Origin of the sequence: Flavobacterium sp. UMI-01, from assembly GCF_019656315.1 — a bacterium.
Lineage (GTDB): Bacteria > Bacteroidota > Bacteroidia > Flavobacteriales > Flavobacteriaceae > Flavobacterium.
Genome location: NZ_BPLU01000015.1, coordinates 1 through 232, shown reverse-complemented (window position 1 = coordinate 232; position 232 = coordinate 1). Strand labels below are relative to the sequence as shown.

1 pseudogene is annotated in these 232 nt (G+C 37.9%); it reads left to right on the top strand.

What is annotated here, in order from left to right:
- A pseudogene (locus K5R64_RS07425) lies at positions 1 to 232 on the top strand (hypothetical protein); the annotation flags it as partial.

The window sequence follows — 232 nt, the reverse complement described above, 5'->3', positions numbered from 1 at the left end:
CAAGCGGATATCAATGCAGGTATTGTTTACAACTTGGCTACAGCTAACGCTAAAGATCCTAAAAACAATAACATTATTGCTACCTCTACTGACCCTACTCCTTGTACTACATGTACTCCTGCACCAGATTGTAGGGACTGTACGATCACGGAATTGAATCAATCTCCTAGTATTTCAATCACTAAAGATGGTACTTATGTAGATAGTAATAACGATGGTAAAACGAATGTAG